This window comes from Neopoerus faecalis (genome assembly GCF_029218125.1).
Taxonomy (GTDB): Bacteria; Bacillota; Clostridia; order Oscillospirales; family Oscillospiraceae; genus Oscillibacter; species Oscillibacter faecalis_A.
Genome location: NZ_JARFXX010000002.1, coordinates 23,171 through 38,668 on the forward strand (window position 1 = coordinate 23,171; position 15,498 = coordinate 38,668).

General features: G+C 49.1%; 15 protein-coding genes. 8 read left to right on the forward strand and 7 right to left on the reverse strand.

Annotated features, from left to right (window positions below):
* Nucleotides 1-27 precede the first annotated feature (27 nt).
* Nucleotides 28-993 (forward strand): hypothetical protein, encoded by a 966-nt coding sequence (locus tag PY311_RS02395; RefSeq protein ID WP_286147091.1) that lies wholly within the window; start codon nucleotides 28-30, stop codon nucleotides 991-993.
* Between the two features lie 132 nt (nucleotides 994-1,125).
* Here the strand turns inward: PY311_RS02395 and PY311_RS02400 are convergent, their stop codons facing one another.
* The gene (locus PY311_RS02400; protein WP_286147092.1) at nucleotides 1,126-1,890 is read right to left on the reverse strand and encodes a sigma-70 RNA polymerase sigma factor region 4 domain-containing protein; all 765 of its coding nucleotides are present in this window, start codon (nucleotides 1,888-1,890) and stop codon (nucleotides 1,126-1,128) included.
* Between the two features lie 566 nt (nucleotides 1,891-2,456).
* Between PY311_RS02400 and PY311_RS02405 the strand changes: the two genes are divergently transcribed.
* The 6 genes from PY311_RS02405 to PY311_RS02430 all read left to right on the forward strand — a co-directional run bounded on the left by PY311_RS02405 (nucleotide 2,457) and on the right by PY311_RS02430 (nucleotide 7,111).
* Complete coding sequence (locus tag PY311_RS02405) at nucleotides 2,457-3,002, forward strand: helix-turn-helix domain-containing protein (protein WP_286147093.1); 546 nt, start codon at nucleotides 2,457-2,459, stop codon at nucleotides 3,000-3,002.
* A gap of 179 nt (nucleotides 3,003-3,181) precedes the next feature.
* A complete protein-coding gene (locus PY311_RS02410; protein WP_286147094.1) occupies nucleotides 3,182-3,388 on the forward strand; it encodes a hypothetical protein in 207 nt (68 codons plus the stop codon).
* A gap of 56 nt (nucleotides 3,389-3,444) precedes the next feature.
* Nucleotides 3,445-3,612, forward strand: a complete 168-nt coding sequence (locus PY311_RS02415) for a hypothetical protein (RefSeq protein WP_286147095.1) — start codon at nucleotides 3,445-3,447, stop codon at nucleotides 3,610-3,612.
* Nucleotides 3,600-5,540 (forward strand): MobP3 family relaxase, encoded by a 1,941-nt coding sequence (gene mobP3 / locus PY311_RS02420; protein WP_286147096.1) that lies wholly within the window; start codon nucleotides 3,600-3,602, stop codon nucleotides 5,538-5,540. Before PY311_RS02415 ends, mobP3 begins: the two co-directional genes overlap by 13 nt.
* A gap of 67 nt (nucleotides 5,541-5,607) precedes the next feature.
* Entirely contained in the window at nucleotides 5,608-5,826 is a 219-nt protein-coding gene (locus tag PY311_RS02425; RefSeq protein ID WP_058963782.1) for a helix-turn-helix domain-containing protein, read from the forward strand.
* A gap of 55 nt (nucleotides 5,827-5,881) precedes the next feature.
* On the forward strand, nucleotides 5,882-7,111 hold the full coding sequence (locus PY311_RS02430; protein WP_286147097.1) for a tyrosine-type recombinase/integrase: 1,230 nt from the start codon (nucleotides 5,882-5,884) through the stop codon (nucleotides 7,109-7,111).
* A gap of 68 nt (nucleotides 7,112-7,179) precedes the next feature.
* Here PY311_RS02430 and PY311_RS02435 read toward each other — a convergent pair whose 3' ends face one another.
* Together PY311_RS02435 and PY311_RS02440 are read right to left on the reverse strand one after the other, a co-directional pair.
* Nucleotides 7,180-7,734, reverse strand: coding sequence for a hypothetical protein (locus PY311_RS02435; protein WP_286147098.1), 555 nt, complete (start codon nucleotides 7,732-7,734; stop codon nucleotides 7,180-7,182).
* Between the two features lie 102 nt (nucleotides 7,735-7,836).
* Complete coding sequence (locus tag PY311_RS02440) at nucleotides 7,837-8,463, reverse strand: hypothetical protein (RefSeq protein WP_286147099.1); 627 nt, start codon at nucleotides 8,461-8,463, stop codon at nucleotides 7,837-7,839.
* Between the two features lie 835 nt (nucleotides 8,464-9,298).
* On the opposite strand from PY311_RS02440, the gene PY311_RS02445 reads away from it, so the two are divergent.
* Entirely contained in the window at nucleotides 9,299-10,345 is a 1,047-nt protein-coding gene (locus PY311_RS02445; protein ID WP_286147100.1) for a Fic family protein, read from the forward strand.
* A gap of 204 nt (nucleotides 10,346-10,549) precedes the next feature.
* Here the strand turns inward: PY311_RS02445 and PY311_RS02450 are convergent, their stop codons facing one another.
* Genes PY311_RS02450 through PY311_RS02465 form a run of 4 tightly spaced genes read right to left on the reverse strand, consistent with a single transcriptional unit; the run spans nucleotide 10,550 to nucleotide 15,498 of the window.
* Entirely contained in the window at nucleotides 10,550-11,089 is a 540-nt protein-coding gene (locus PY311_RS02450) for a hypothetical protein (protein WP_286147101.1), read from the reverse strand.
* Nucleotides 11,089-13,164, reverse strand: coding sequence for an AAA family ATPase (locus tag PY311_RS02455; RefSeq protein WP_286147102.1), 2,076 nt, complete (start codon nucleotides 13,162-13,164; stop codon nucleotides 11,089-11,091). The genes PY311_RS02450 and PY311_RS02455 overlap by 1 nt, the downstream gene beginning before the upstream one ends.
* Nucleotides 13,161-13,352, reverse strand: coding sequence for a hypothetical protein (locus PY311_RS02460; protein ID WP_286147103.1), 192 nt, complete (start codon nucleotides 13,350-13,352; stop codon nucleotides 13,161-13,163). Before PY311_RS02460 ends, PY311_RS02455 begins: the two co-directional genes overlap by 4 nt.
* On the reverse strand, nucleotides 13,339-15,498 hold the full coding sequence (locus PY311_RS02465; protein ID WP_286147104.1) for a DEAD/DEAH box helicase family protein: 2,160 nt from the start codon (nucleotides 15,496-15,498) through the stop codon (nucleotides 13,339-13,341). The genes PY311_RS02460 and PY311_RS02465 overlap by 14 nt, the downstream gene beginning before the upstream one ends.

A 15,498-nucleotide genomic window follows, 5' to 3' on the forward strand; every position in this document is an offset into this window, starting at 1 on the left:
ATTCATAACAGAGAAAGTAGGTGCAGTATGAGTTATAACATAGTGCTTACTACTGCTGAGGATATTGTTGCAGTTGTTGATGCTGTCATCGCAAAAGGCTCTGAAGCGGCAAAGGATTTCATCGCAGAGTTCACGGGAATAGCAACTGACGATCAGGTTCTTAAAGCACTTCAGATGGCATGTGAACTTCAGTTAATTGTGTTTGATAGTTCACGAGGCTGTTATGGGTCTCCATCATTTTTGGCCCGGAAGCTTGTATCTGCATCATCAGACGAGCAGAAGGCTGTGTTTATGCGCTTGATTTTGGAGCAATATGCTCCATATAATACATTCAAGACACGATACGGTTTTACAAAATCCATTGAGCTTGCTTGTCGCCAAACGAAAACCCTACATATGATGACCTCCAACGAGAGAGACGTGAAAAATACGCTTATAAGCATTGCTACCTACGCAAAGGCGCTTAAAAGCGAAGGCGCAAACTTATATAGCTTTGTTGAGGATGTGGATGCTGTAGGTATTATTGAAGCTGCGCTTCGCTCAGCAAACATTACCGAAAACTCGTTGCGTACGTATTGGGGGGAAAATCTGTATACTTTTGTTAATACATCCAATGTGTTTGCCCCTTTGGTTGAGGCATTGCAGAAAACTCATTCTGGGACAATGGATGTTCGTTCTATCGTTGTTTGTGCGGCAAATGCATTTGAATCTTTTTTAGCTGATTTTGCAATAAGAAAAGGAGTCTCTTTAAGCGGTAGAAATGGGATACTGCAAAAGCGAGATGCATTATCTGCACACATTTCGAAAAAACATCGAGGGATGATTGAATTCGTTGGACAAGTCCGCAATGCGGCAGACCACGGTGCAGATCCCGACGAAAACAACCAAGTTTGGACAATCTCTAATGAAACTGCAAGAATATATCCCTGCATTATAGCAGCGCTAATTAAAGCGATTTTTTCACGAGATGCTACAGGGAGCATTGAAGTATAAATAGGATTTTCTCATATGCTGTGTGGGGGGAGAACCTTTTTATCAGACTGACCTTTATGACCATAATGCAAATTGTCACCACATACTAAGAGGGAGTGAAACACCGAAAATGTTTTACTCCCTCTTTTGTAATTATTCTTTCCTCTGCGCCCCATTCAAGCTGGCCCAGTGCTGGCGCAGCAGACTTTCTGCTTCTCTGCGAAAGGAATCTTGGAACATGACAGCCACAACCAATGCGCTAAGCACTGCAGCCACAGGCTCCAGCCAGGGATATGCGGTCCAAAGCTGTTCTCCCCAGCAAGCAAGCGGAACACCAACAAGCAGCATAAACAGCAAAATAATGATGGCAACGTCGGGCCTGCCGTAGCCTTCATGTCTTTTGATTTTGGCCCGTATCTGTCGAAGCGCACGGGCGCGGATATCCCGGATGTTTCTGGACGAGCACTGTTTGTCCTGTGCGACGGATTCGGTGGACTCTCCGTTGATGACGGTGCGAAACAGGATCTCCCGCTGCAACTCGGTCAGCTCACGCAGTCCCTCGTCAATTTCTTTGCGCACATACATGAGCGGGTCTTCATCAGATCCCTCAGGCAGATACTTCGCCCGGTCAAACCAGCGCATATCGTCATAGATCGCGTTGCGCACTTCCTCCGGCAGGAACGCTTCCGGATTGTAAGAGATGGGCTGTTTGATATCCACATCTTCCAGAGTATCCGGCGCAACTTGCTTGTGAAAGTTGGCCTCGCTGTAGTAGAGCATGTGCTCCAGCTCCTTCCACTCCTCCGGATGCTCCTTCACCCACTGGTCTGCGGCAGCGGCAGCTTCCGGGTCCATGGAGCGTATCCAGCGCCAATCCGCCTGAAGCTCTTTATAAGACTGGGTATCCTTGAAGGACATGAGCTCACCGCCCTTTCTGCGTTCACAAAAAGTTTACAATTATCGACCTTCCGATTTTTCAATTTTTCTCTAAGTAATAGTAGAAGGACAATTTCACCCGGGTGGAGTTTCCTTCGGTTCGGTACGGCACGGCCTCCGCGCTGACGAACCCACAAGGCCTTTGACAGAGCACCCTATGAGAGCATGAGCGCTCTTCGCCATACGGCAACTCGCTCGGAAGGTCATTCCATCTCTGACCGTGCTCCCGGGAGCACGGTCTTTTGCTATGTGCCGTTTCCAACGGCACGGCTATATAAATCATTCTAACACGGAGGAGGCGAAAAAGATAGCTCACAGATGAAAGTAAAAGACTCAGCTGCACAGCAGAGGAGGGATGCACACCAGTACGACCGCAAAACAAAAACCGCCGTGACTGCGGCAACAGTCCGGCGGCTCGGCGCACACACAGGCACGCACAAATCAACTAACCAAAGTATAGCAAACGGGCAGCGGAAAAGCAATGAAAATTTTCCGCACGCTCCCTGTGTGAACGCCACAGAAGTCTACGACAACACAGGAGGTATGAATTGAGTTACAAGAAATGGCCCAAGCGCAGCGCAGAGAAAAACTATTTTATGGTGCCCAACGAGATATTCAGCATCGGTCTGGATTACCGGGAGATATCCCTCTACGCCTATCTGCTCCGGTGTGAGAACCGTGAAACCTACCAGTGCTATCCCAGCTATAAGACTATCGGCAAGGCGATCGGCATGAGTGAAAACACGGTGGCGAAGTATGTGCGGCAGCTGGAGGAGAAAGGTCTCATCTACACCGAGCCGACACTCGTGCAGAGCAAAGATGGAAAACCGCTGAACGGAAATCTGCTCTACACCATTCGTCCTATCCCGGGTGTACTCGAAGCGTTCTATGAGCGGCAGTTCCGGCAGGCAGAGGAGGCTGCCGCCCGCTATCGTGCGGCGCAGCTCCTCGAAAAGTCCAACGCCCAGGGCCGCCAGAACGCCTTGTGTGCGCCTTTCCGGGAGGAAGCGAGTCCCAGTCCCAGCCAGAGGATTGAAGCCGGGTGTGAGCCATTTTCGGCAGACTTTTGCAGGACGAAAGAAAAAGCAGGATAAAGGCATGGCGTCGCAAGTGCCGTCGCAGCCGCCACTTCTGCCCGCAGTGCGGGCAGTTTCGGGAGCTTGAAGCTGGCGTCTTTGAGAGGCGAAAAAAGCGGCAATGGCGTCAGCTTTCCCGAAAAGCCCCGTGTTGCAGGGCTTTTCAAGGATGTCTTACAGCAAAAAGGAGGAATTGAATGAGTAAAGAGACCAGAGATCGTATTGCATTCCGGATGCAGCCGGAAACCAGAAGAAGGATCGAACAGTGGTACGCCGCCGACAACTGCCAGAGCAAAAATGAGTTCATCGAGAAAGCCGTGAACTTCTATGTGGACTATCTGGGAATGCAGGACAACACAACGCTCTTGCCATGGCGATCATGTCTGCCATCGACGGCAGGCTGAGCAGACTGGAGGACTAGATCGCCCGCAGAGATTTTACCAGATGCGTGGAGCAGGACATGACCAACGGTATCGTCGCGGAAGCGTTCGAGATGGACAGGGAGGACTTGAAGCGTAGGCGCGCGCAGAGTGTCCGGAATGTGAAAGCCACAAACGGTATCATCTCTCTGGAGAAGTATGCGCGCTCCCGCCAGGAGCCGGACTGGGATGATGAATGGCAAGACTGATCCTCAAGAGTCCCTATATCAAAAGCACCGGCGGGGCCTCCGGATACCTGCGCTACATCGCGACCCGGGAGCGGGTGGAGCTCATCCCGGATGACCGTCCGCCCACCCGAAAGCAGGAGCAGCTCATCGTAAAGCTGGTGAAAGACTTCCCGGACAGCAAGACGCTCTATGAGTACGAGGACTACCTGACGAAGCCCACGAAAGTCAACGCCTCTGCGTTCATCACACTGGCTCTCGAGTCCAACTGGGATGCCATCCATGAGTCAGACCAGTATATGAAGTACATTGCCACCCGGCCTCGTGCTGAGCGCATTGGTACCCACGGCCTGTTCGGAGATGACGACGCTGTTTCGCTGGAGAAAGCCATGGCGGAGCTGGAGCGCTACACCGGAAACGTGTGGACGCACATCATCTCCCTCAAGCGTGAGGATGCTGCCCGGCTCGGCTTCGACAACGCCGCGGCGTGGCGAAATCTCATTCGAGCCCACCGCAACGACATCGCGGCGGCAATGAAGATCCCGCCCGGTGACTTCCGTTGGTACGCGGCCTTCCACGACGAGGGCGAGCACCCGCACATCCACATGATGGCCTGGTCCGCAAAGCCGGGACAGGCCTACCTCTCCAAGGAAGGTATCCGTCAGATCAAGTCCAAGCTGACCAATGATATCTTCCGCAACGAAATGCTGCACCTCTACGAACAGAAGTCTGAGTCCAGAGACGAGCTGGTACGGGAAGCGCGGCGGGCATTGCTGGAGCTGGTGCAGACCATGCGGGATAGTATGTGCGACCACCCGGATGCCGAGCGGCTCGTGCTGGAGCTGGCGGCGCAGCTTGAAACGGTCAAGGGCAAGAAGTCCTACGGCTACCTCCCAAAGCGGCTGAAGAAATTGGTGGATGAAATTGTTGATGAGATGGAGCGGCTCCCCGGCGTGAGCAAGTGCTATGACCAGTGGCTGATGCTCCAGGGCAAGGTGGACAGCTACTATCACGACAAGCCCCAAGAACGCATCCCGCTCTTACAGCAAAAAGAGTTCCGGCAGATCAAGAACGCGGTCATTCAGGAAGCGGAGCGCCTGCGGTTGGGTGAGATTACTTTCGAGGAGAAGGGCCTCAATCAGCAGGACGAACCGGAGGAATACCGAAACGCCTCCTACGCCTACTGGACGCTGCGGGATATCATCCGGGACGAGAGCCTGACCATGGAGGAACGGAGCGACGCTGTCTCTGAAATGGACAAACTGGCAGAGAACGGCGATATGTATGCCCAGTACTTGATGGGAAAGCTCTGGCAGGACGGACCGTTGCTAATCCCGGACTCGGTGGAAGCACGGTACTGGTTCGAGCAGGCGGCGGATCAGGGACATCTGGTGGCGCAGTACTCTCTGGCCAAGCTGTACCTCTCCGATGATGTGGAGGTACGGGATATACGTCTGGGAATGAATTGGCTGTACACCGCCGCAGTCAACGGCAGCAGCTACGCCATGTATCGGCTGGCCAAAGAGTGTCTCAAAGGCGAAGTTATCGAAAAGGATACTGAGCACGCCATAGAGTGGTTCGCCGAGTCGGCAGAACGGGGAAACCAGTACGCCCAGTACATGCTGGGCAAGCTGTACCTCACCGTAAAGGAAGTTCCCTACGATGAGGAGCAGGCCGTCTACTGGCTGACCCGGTCCGCCGAACAGGACAACCAGTATGCCCAGTACCTCTTGGATCATCTGGAGGAAAACCGTCCGCCCTCCGCGATGCTGGCGGTGACCCGGCTGCTCCACCACATGAGCCGGGTGTTCCGGGACAACTCCGTACCCAAGTCCCGACCCGGCGGTATCCAGATCGACCGGAAGCGGCTGAAGAAGCTTCAAGAAAAGCGCATGGCCTTGGGTCATAAACCGGACGACCATGAGGAGCAGTGGCCCAATCTGACCATGTAAGTAGCTCAGAAACTGCGCCGCAAAACAAAGAAAAAACCCTTCCGCCCGGAAGGTAGAAAGGAACTGAATGAGAAAATCCAAATACAATTCTTTTGACGAACTCCCGCTGATGCTGACCGTGGAGGATGTGTCCCATGTGCTGGGCATCGGTCTGGCCCACGCTTACGAGGTGGCCCACCGCAGGGATTTCCCCACCATCACCCTGGGCAGCCGCATCATCGTTCCCCGTGACAAATTCATGGAATGGATCGACGAACAGGCCGCGAAAAAATCTGAAATATTGTGATAGCTATTTCGGAAATTCTGTGGTATGTGTTTGTGTTAAAAAGGAGGGATCATAAATGACCAAGAAACGAGCCAACGGCGAGGGCAGTATCCGCAAAAAGCCCAGCGGCCTTTGGGAGGGCAGATATACCCAGGGCATCGACCCGGTCACCGGCCGAGCCATCCAGAAAAGCGTGTCCGCCAAGACTCAGGCGGAGTGCAAAGAAAAGCTGGCGAAAGCCATTCGGGAGAATCGCGGCGTGCCACTCAATCACACGGGCGACTACACCGCAGCGGAGTGGTGCAGACTGTGGTTTGAGACTTACAGCAAGCCAAACATCCGCTACAACACCGCCAAGGGCTATGAGGGGATCATTGAACACCACATCATTCCGGCCATCGGCGCGATCAAGCTCAAGCAGCTCTCGTCCATCCACATCCAAAGAATGTATAACGACCTGAAAGAAAACGGCAGGATGCAGCGTGGGTCGAAGCAGAACGACAAAGCCTTGTCCAACACCTTCGTGCGGCGTGTCCATGCGGTACTGCAGGCGGCGCTGAAGCAGGCGGTGAAAGAGCGGCTCATCCCGTACAATCCCTGCGAGAACTGCCGCATCCCGCCCAAGGACAAGAAAGAGATGACCATCCTCCCGCCGGAGAAAATCGGCAGATATCTTCAGGAAGCGGAGAAGTACGGTGTCCTGCCCATGTTCTATCTGGAGTTGTCCAGCGGCCTGCGCCGAGGAGAACTGCTGGCGCTCCAGTGGGAGGACTTGAATGTAAAAGAGCGCATCCTGACAGTGAACAAGCAGGTCACCCGCATGGAGGGCGAGCTGGATGTAACAGAGCCGAAAACGAAAAACTCTGTCCGCAAGGTGGCGCTGTCGCAGCAGGCGGTGGACCTGCTGGTGCAGGAGCATGAACAGCACCCTGACAACCCTATCCTGTTCCCGTCGCCCCGGACAGGCGGCTACTGGAGTCCGGACGCCGTGTCGAGGATCAACCGGAAGCTGCTGAAAAACGCAGGCATCGAGGAGCATGTACGTTTCCACGACCTCAGACACACATTCGCGACCATGGCGATCTCCAGCGGCGTGGATGTAAAGACCCTGTCCAGTATGCTGGGCCACTACAGCGCCGGGTTCACGCTGGACACCTACACGCATATCACCAACGATATGCAGAGAGGTGCGGCTGAGAAGATCGGCGGCTTCATGGAATCGGCAACGGCAACGACCACGCCGGAACCTCCCGACCCGCCGGAGGAGAGCCGGTGCAAGGTGATTCCGTTCGAAAAAGTGGGGTAAGAACGAAAGTTGCCCAAGGGACAAATGCGTCCCTTGGGCGTCCATTTTCTGTTGTAAGGAAAACTCCCTCATTTTTTGTGCGAAGGCAAATAGTATACTTTCCCATCCTTCGAAATCAACTGCACATCTTCAACATAGAGGTCTGAGCTATCATGGTGCAGTTCATTGTGTCCGCCAACCTGCGAATCGATCATACCAGCAGTTCGTTCAGATATGGAGCAGAAATTCCACGCATCATTTATCAGTCCGGGGATGAAATGAATAGCTTTATCCCAACCACCCCTCTTCCGGTGTATTTCTGCAGTATCGACACTAAGACGTTTCGTGGTTCCTTGATGCCAATGCGTTAGGCGAGTTTGTGTTTCCTCGACTTGCTGAGTATAGGTCGGTAGCAATGCGGTACACTGCTCTCTGGACACTGCACCGAGATGCAGGGTGAATCTCAGGTCAGAAATCTTATAGAGCATTTTCAGTAAGGTGTTCTGATAAATGTACCAGTTCTGAGCTTCTTGCAATTCCTTTTCATAGGCTTCAAAATCGAGGTCAGTTTTCTTTGCGAAGCCTGCCAAGGTGAGATTGGCTTGCCCTAAAAGCTTAGTGCATTCTTCTTCCAGACTATCCAACTGTGCGATTTTAGAAAGCCTCAATTCATCGTTTTCAAGAATCTCCCCCTGAAACTCAGCGATTGTCTTAACATGGTTGACCAGAGAGAAAACCCGGCTCCGCTACTCATTGTCTTGGAAATCCGAAATTTTTGAGATGCCGTCACTGATCTGTCCTAACTCTGCGTTGATTTGTGTCATGTAATATTGACCAACAACCATTGATGCGACACCCATTGCGGCTGCAGCTGTGTTGGCAACAACAGCGCTACCTTTCTGCGCTTCAACTGCAACTAAATTTGCGTGCCCTTGGATACCATCTGCACCACGATAGAAACCTCGAACAGCACCTTCCATTCCTCTGGAATTCGTTAGTTTTGCTCCGGCAGGAATAATAGCACGATACAAAACCTCTCCTTGGGCTTCTACAGCTTGGCCAGCGTTATTCACGGCGTTGCCGGCTTGTGCCAAATTGGGAATAAGGTTGTTGACTCGAGCCAAAACCTTGCTGTCTGTGATCTCAACCAAACTGCCTTCTTCGCTGATAGCTTCGGCAGGTAGCATTTCTACTTGAATGACCAAATCATGTGCAGACTCACCTTGCGGCGCAGACAGGGATAGTTCTTCGTCTTCTTTGGGTGACACAGAGACTGTTGGTGTCACTGTGGCTTTCGACTTGGGTTTGAAAAATATACGCGCACCAATAGCAACGATTGCTATGAGGCAAATGCCAATTACTATGTACTCCATATATGGTTGTACCTCCTTTTCTACTCTATAAAAGAGGTTGTAAATTTCGCGAGATTACATCGGCAAGGATTATGCCTACGCATGAAATTCCTATCATAATTTATTATAGTGAAGATTACGCTCAATTTCAATCGCCGTATCGTCTGATATGCGAATTCTTGGGGGTTCGTTTGCTGTTAGGGATTGGTTAGGGATTTAGCGGCCTTCGGCATTCCTCCATACCAAGGGTGCAACGGCCATTTTACCTCTCTGACCACAGTTGAAATGTGGCCAAATGCAGTCTGAAAGTCGAACTTTTAACGCAGAAAAACCGCCTAAAAAGGCGGTTTTTCAAAGAAAGGTGGTCGGAGTGCAGGGACTCGAACCCTGGGCCTCCTGCTCCCAAACTTATTGAGAACACTTTTTCTGCTCATTTATAGCAGTTTTTTGTGCTTTTTAATTTGTTTTACTTACTCTTTGACGCTCTTATCTCCGCTGTTTCCGGGTGTTCCAGAGCCGTCTGTGGTAATCTATGTGGTCAAAAACGCTTCCCGCCCGGTTTCCGGTGAAGATTCACCGGTGCCGGACGGGAAGCGTTTCTCATTGCTGTTGGCTGCATTGTAACTCTGAGCAGGGTGTTATGCAAGTGGTTTCTGCGGGGTGGCGGCTCAGAAGCTGCGGCGCTATAGACAAAGAAGAGTGAGTTTACAGCATGAAAATAATCGCAGGCTCTTTTCCATCAACTGAGTATAAATCCCTTAATACAGGCATAATAGTAAGGGATTTATGGCACAGCCCATTGACTATTCCCTTATTTTATATTATCATTTAAGGGAAAACGAATGGAGGTGAGGGAGTGAGAACCTTCAATTACTCTGCAATCAAGGAGCAGAAGTGGGACTCGGATGTTCTTGGCCTGATTGCGGCCATATACAAGGAAGTCGGCAAGCAGGAACTGTATTTGAAGCAGCGCCCGGAGGAACTCGAAAAGCTCGTGGAGATCGCCAAAATACAGAGTACTGAGGCATCGAATGCCATTGAGGGCATCGTTACCACGAGTACCCGAATCCGGCAGCTCGTCGAGGAGAAAACTATGCCGAGGAACCGTGACGAGCAGGAAATTGCCGGATATCGCGATGTGCTGAGTATCATTCACGAGAGCTTTGATGCGATTCCAATTACGCAGAACTACATCCTGCAGCTTCACAAAATTCTGTACAGCCACATGAATAACCCGCTTGCGGGGCGCACAAAAAGTGTGCAGAATTATATCACCGCTACCTACCCGGACGGTCATGTGGAAACGCTGTTCACGCCGCTTGCCCCTTACGAAACGCCGGAAGCGCTGGACAGAATCTGCGAGGAATACAACCGAGTAATCGGGAATATGGAACTGGAGCCGTTGATTGCAATTCCGGTTTTCATCCATGATTTTCTGTGCATCCACCCCTTCAATGACGGCAACGGACGAATGAGCCGATTGCTCACAACGCTGCTTCTGTACCGAAACGGCTTTTATGTCGGCAAGTATATCTCCCTTGAAGCCAAAATCGCCAAAAATGAAGATCTGTACTACGATGCGCTTGCACAGGCGCAAACCGGCTGGCACGAAGGCACGGAAGATGTAGTGCCATTCATCAAGTACCTGCTCGGGACGATCCTTGCGGCCTATAAGGACTTTGAGGATCGTGCGGCGCTGGTAGAAACCAAGCTGCCCGCACTGGAAATGGTGTGCAGAGCAAGCAAGAATAGAATTGGACGATTCAATAAGCAGGACATCCGGGAGTTCTGTCCAACGCTCAGCGACAGTTCCATAGAGGGGGCCTTGCGCAAGCTGGTCGCAGCCGGTGAGTTGAAAAAAGAAGGAAAAGGTAAAAACACCTGCTATTTCAGACTGAATTAAATTTCCGTCAAATTAGAGGGCCGCACCTGTTCATACGAGCAGGTGCGGCCCTTTTGTCCCTTTTGAGGAAGTCACTGTGCCATTCAAAGTTTGCGACACAATGGATAAGAGAATAGGGTACTGTTAATCAAATAGAAGATATCTCTATTTGACTGTAGTCGTGATATATTCCCTTACTTCATTCCACATGGTTCTTGTCTCTCATTATCCAATTTCTGAACATTCCATTGGATCTTTCAGCAGTGCAAGAATGTTATTGATCCGCTGGTCACCATATTCATCATCAGGGGTTCCAGGGCGCACAACCAGCATCTCATACATATACTCGATGCCACCTCTGGCATAGCTGTTAAAGAGCTCCATACCTGCGTCATGCTCTTCCTTGGTCTCAGGGATCCGAAATGCGCTACGAATGCGTTCCTCTTCGTTGAGACCACGGCTTTCATCAAGCATTAACACCAGCTTCATAATTGGCGCTAATGTTTGATATGTATCGGTCAGCTGCATCATCTGGACTGTACGCCGCTTGTCATCTCCTGCTCGATCGTCGGGCAGACGACGCTTAATTCGGAGACCAATAACAGCCGCAATTGCATAAAGATCGACTAAGCGTTTTACCATGGATTCCTGGACTTTGTTTTGAACCCACATCTTATCGACATATTCCTTAAAACGGCCATTGATAAAGACTTCGCTGGTCTTAAAATACTCAAAGGTATGGGGCGGTTCTTTTTTTGCTGCCATTATTCGGACCCTCCTCTCTCGATAGTAGAGCTATTAGCTTTCTCTTCCTTATTCACACGATAGCAATATTCAGGCAAGACAAATTCTTCAAGACCAGAAGAGGCCCAGTCTTTATCCAGCATAAAAATGATAACCTGCTCCGCAAATTCCGGAAGTTTTTTCGCAACCAAACTGGTGTTTTCATTGCTCAGAGTGGAGAACGGGCCATCCAAAACCAGAGGCAGGTTGATGATGCCACTGTCCATCTCACCTTCGTCGGCTTCCTCCGCAACCTTACGCCGTGCTAACTCAAGCACAGAGACGATGTAAACAAAGTTGATAGCGGTCGCCTCACCGTTCGAAAGGTTCTGTTCCTCATAGTCCATGGAGCCACCTACGCTGTGGTAATACACATGGATACGGTAGTCATCTTCCAGTTTGGCATATTTTTCACCGTCGTTGAACATTTTATCGAAGTTCTCAGCAATGATTTCATTCAACTGCTCAAACACGCCACTCTGTTTCTTTTTTAGTTGACGATCGGCCATAGCGTAGACTGCCTCTGCATAAGCAATGGCTCGGTTGACAGACTCGTTTGCCTCATTTTGACGGGATAGAACATCAAGCTGCTGATTCTTACTATCACGGCTTTCTTTTGCATATTCAAGATGAGCTATATACTCATTTCGCTTTTGCTCATGGTCGCGGCACAATTTAACCCATATGTTATAGTTTCTCCGGAGAGCAGCGATATTGGCCTTCCGATCCATCTTCTTTTCCAAAGCATCCTTCTCATCGGCCTTTTCATAGATTCGATCTTGAATAGAGTCGAAATCTTCTGCCTTATCCTCAACATCGGAAATCAATGACTGCGCATTATATTTCCAATCGCAGAGCAAATCGCGAAACTTTCCTGCAGCGCCGCCAATCATTTCGGGAGGAATGACCTTGCGAAGTTGCATGAGGTTTTTATACGCCTCAGAATCTTCGCTCAAATCCCTGCCACAGAGACATTTTCCGAGATGAATCAGATAATCAACAGTATCAACAGTAACACCAGGAATATCTTTTCCCTCAAGATCAACCTTAGAAAGAAGTGCATCCACCTGAGGTAACATTTCGCCGGCGAAGAATCGAGCAGAACTACTAAACAATTTAACAACATCGGCATAGTAATTCTCGCGATCTTCTTCCATATTGGAAATGTCTTTTTCCAATATGGAAAACTTTTTTTGATCTTCTTCAACTTGGCGATTATCGTTCAAATCTTTAGCCAGTTTGTCGCGCTCACGCTGAGAAGTTTCAAGAGCGTCCTCTTCATCCTTGATTTGGCGCTCATATTGGTCAATGGAATCATCTAACGCCTTGATTTCTGCCTGCAGACGGTCATACTCGTCGCCGGAACCCTTAATGCGTTCGCGGAGAGTCTTTAGTACAGTTTTTCCTTGACCATCTTTGATATGCTTCATCATTTCAATGAGGCCAGTAACACCGAGAATGGTATTGATGGACCCCTTCACTTCACTCTTAGCGGCCTTTGCATCGCCCCAACGCTCACCGTCGAAGAAGAAGTAACTGGACAAGCTACGGGGAAGCATATTTTCAATTGTCTCTTGGACGCACCCCTGCTTATACTTCTTTTCATCGGCACCGGCGTTTGCACCATTGTTATTGATAACTTTACCAGGAATACCATCCTGAATAATAATCATGGTCAGCTTGGACTCGCCGTCCTGGGCAATCGCTAAATTGCGGTCTCCAGAAGGCTTCAGTTTGAAATATGCAGTTCTGGTAAATTTCCACTGGGTATTCCCATCGCGGATCACAATTTCAACAGAAACAGTTTGCCGACTTTCTGGGGACATTGTTGCAATAATTTCATTGTTCAGAAGGACGATATCCTTCTTTTTTGTGTAGTTGGTAGTATTGAGTTCCTCAAATAGCCCCCAACGAAACGCCTGCGCAAGGGTTGTTTTTCCAAAAGCATTATCGCCCAAAACGACAGTTACATTTTTGGTGTTATTACAAGAAAAACGAATCTCGGTTTCGCCCTTGTAGCGCATAAAATTATGTAGTTTAATACTTTCAAATTTCATTCGACATCTGCCTCCTTTGAATCCGAAGCAGCATTATCGGCCTGTTTGACGATATAGTTCGTAATTCTCTTCACCATGTCTTTACTGTCATACTGTAGAGTGCGAACATTCTTCAATTCAAAATTTCTGATTGCCATAAACATAGTCATAACACGAGCGTTATTGATTTTAGAATCATTCGTCACCATAGTAATCCTCCGCCTTCTTTGTTTCTTCCTCTATGTCAATATAAACTCCATAAGAATCCATAATGTGAGTCATTAACTCTTCTGCTTTTTCACGGTTCGACGCAAGTTTTCCAAACTCATTGATTCGTGCAAGCTCACCCAGAATAATGCTCTTGTCCTCATTATAGTTTGTAGGAAGGACGTCATCTAAATCACGGGGCAATGTTACAAAATCATAAATGACAGCCTTATTTTTGCCTTCGCTCCGGCGCAAAAGCCTGCCTCTGCGCTGGATAAACTCTTTTGGATTTCGGGAACTTGAAAGAATGAACGCTGTCTGGATGCCGGGGATATTGACACCCTCGTCCAAGCATTTGATTGCTGTGATGACTTGATATAAGCCATCTTGGAAATATTCCTTGATATTCTGCCGTTCCTTTAAATCCTCTTCGGCAGTAAAGCGTTGGACAGACATACCGTATTCAGATCTTAATTTTTGGGTAACAAGATCAATTTGGCGAGATTCTTCACCGGAGTCTTCATCTTCCGCCATCGTAGCGCCGCAATATACAAGGATGTTCTTTTTATCTCGGTAGTCACCCATCAGTTCCATTAGGAGCGCAACTTTACCCCTGGCACCTGCCAACAATCTTGTTCGCTGGTAAACGATGAATTTTCCAGCCTCAGAAACCCGCAGCTTACCGTTCTTCTGAATTAAATACTTCTTGAGCTCTCTGGTCAGTTGCTGATAAGTGTTGAGTTCATCATTCTGGAGATAAACAGGGATAGGGAAGTAGTCATATGGGACAAGGGCTTTGTCCCGAATTGCGTCTTCCAGACCATAGTTGATCACCTCATCCCCGAAGAAGCGGAATAGCCGCGCTGTACCAGCCCTATCCATATGACGCTCAATCGTGGCGGACAGTGCGATGCGATACTTGAACTGTTCAGGCATAATACTCGACAGGGTCTCTGAGCCAAAGTTGTGGGCTTCATCCACTATGAATAAGATATTATCATCCTCGGTGAATTTGGTTACATAGGGCTGAACTTTCGGGCCTGAGAAAGTATCATTTGTTGTGATACAAACAAAGGGTGCCCCTTCTTTTCTGAAGCGTCTACACGCTTGTTTCAGACGATCTTCCCAGCGTGGAGTGGTAGATTTTGAATGTGCAATAATTGGTATGGGAGCCCATTCAATCACATCCTCTTCCCACTGGCTCACAAGGTGAATGTACGGACAGACAATAAAAACCGCCAACTTATCATTTAGTTGTTCAGCCAGTCGAACCATAGCTGCAAGTGCAGTGAAGGTCTTGCCGGCACCAGTACACATGGAGTAGATACCCTTGCAGTGCTGCTTGAACCATTGGTCATTCGCAGTATCCTGATAGCCGCGCATCTTCACATAATCAGGCATGTGAAATTTGGCGTTTTTCTTGATGTAGGATCTATAGCCGTATTCCCGCTCATCCGTTGTATAGTCCACAGTTGATTTGCGGAAATTGAGTAGCTTATCAATGATGATATCAGGGAATGGGACAACTTTAAGCTTCTTCGTATTATCAATCCAGTTGTTGTCAAAGTCCCGCTCAGCTTCAGCAACAGCATCGATTTGACTTTGATCCTTCCAAGAACAAAAAGTATAGATGGACTCAAAGTTCTCATCAAATCCGTTGCTCGATTCGTTCATAGAGCCTGTAAAACTGATTCGATTTCCGTCGGAATCAATATAAATAGCTATTTTTTCGTGGTAAATATTAATTCCGGTATCAGTGCTCATGAACGCCAACCGCATCTCAAGCATTCCGGAAGCAACCATATTAGCGATTAGGTTTAGCCTTTCCTCTTCAAAAAAATTCAGTGGTGAAGTCAAACTAACCTCCAAGGCTCCGATGATAACTTCTTCACGAGTTTTGTAACCAAGATCAATGGCTTGGATATCCTCCGAACTCAATTTGGGAGAGCAGATGAGCTGGACTTTTCCTCCATGCTCAGCCATAGCAAACAGTCCGGTACTCAGATCGATTAGAGAGGATGTAGAAAAATATCCGACAGAACGCTTGTACACAACTGTCTCCTTAAGTACGGGGATAAAAAAGTCCCGGGGAAAATCGTGCTCATTGGAGCGATATCTGATTTTTATGTCCAGATCCCGAAAACTCAT

Bases quoted from the DNA above. Each gene is read 5' to 3' on its own strand.
- PY311_RS02395 (WP_286147091.1), top strand. From the start codon at position 28: ATGAGTTATAACATAGTGCTTACTACTGCTGAGGATATTGTTGCAGTT.
- PY311_RS02400 (WP_286147092.1), bottom strand. From the start codon at position 1,890: ATGTCCTTCAAGGATACCCAGTCTTATAAAGAGCTTCAGGCGGATTGG.
- PY311_RS02410 (WP_286147094.1), top strand. From the start codon at position 3,182: ATGAGTAAAGAGACCAGAGATCGTATTGCATTCCGGATGCAGCCGGAA.
- PY311_RS02415 (WP_286147095.1), top strand. From the start codon at position 3,445: ATGACCAACGGTATCGTCGCGGAAGCGTTCGAGATGGACAGGGAGGAC.
- mobP3 (WP_286147096.1), top strand. From the start codon at position 3,600: ATGGCAAGACTGATCCTCAAGAGTCCCTATATCAAAAGCACCGGCGGG.
- PY311_RS02425 (WP_058963782.1), top strand. From the start codon at position 5,608: ATGAGAAAATCCAAATACAATTCTTTTGACGAACTCCCGCTGATGCTG.
- PY311_RS02430 (WP_286147097.1), top strand. From the start codon at position 5,882: ATGACCAAGAAACGAGCCAACGGCGAGGGCAGTATCCGCAAAAAGCCC.
- PY311_RS02440 (WP_286147099.1), bottom strand. From the start codon at position 8,463: ATGGAGTACATAGTAATTGGCATTTGCCTCATAGCAATCGTTGCTATT.
- PY311_RS02450 (WP_286147101.1), bottom strand. From the start codon at position 11,089: ATGGCAGCAAAAAAAGAACCGCCCCATACCTTTGAGTATTTTAAGACC.
- PY311_RS02455 (WP_286147102.1), bottom strand. From the start codon at position 13,164: ATGAAATTTGAAAGTATTAAACTACATAATTTTATGCGCTACAAGGGC.
- PY311_RS02460 (WP_286147103.1), bottom strand. From the start codon at position 13,352: ATGGTGACGAATGATTCTAAAATCAATAACGCTCGTGTTATGACTATG.
- PY311_RS02465 (WP_286147104.1), bottom strand. From the start codon at position 15,498: ATGAGTTTTCGGGATCTGGACATAAAAATCAGATATCGCTCCAATGAG.